The organism is Microbacterium sp. Leaf159 (assembly GCF_001423615.1).
Taxonomy (GTDB): domain Bacteria; phylum Actinomycetota; class Actinomycetes; order Actinomycetales; family Microbacteriaceae; genus Microbacterium.
The window spans coordinates 1,934,429-1,934,660 of the sequence record NZ_LMOU01000001.1 but is presented as its reverse complement, the minus strand read 5'-3'; the positions used below and the strand labels follow the sequence as shown (position 1 = coordinate 1,934,660).

The 232-nt window shown below is 72.8% G+C and carries 1 protein-coding gene; it reads left to right on the top strand.

Annotated features, from left to right (window positions below; all coding sequences use genetic code 11):
- Positions 1–232, top strand: a 232-nt coding sequence (locus tag ASF80_RS19575) for a hypothetical protein (RefSeq protein ID WP_162239125.1), incomplete at both ends; no start/stop codon positions are given.

Sequence of the window (232 nt, the reverse complement as noted above, 5' to 3'; positions counted from 1 at the left end):
GTTGCTGCAGCGGACGGTGCGGGTCGATGTGCGGGGAGCGTCCCGGGTCGACACGGTCGTCGACCTGGTGCGGTGCCCGACGAGCCTTTCGGGGGAGCGGATGCCGGCCCGCTGGTCCGAGCTGCGGCTCGCGCTGCTCGACGGGGTGGTCGGTGTGACCGGGTTCCTCGCGGCGACCGCGCCGATCGAGAAGGTGTGGGATCGCCTCACGGTCGATCAACGCCTGGCGGCG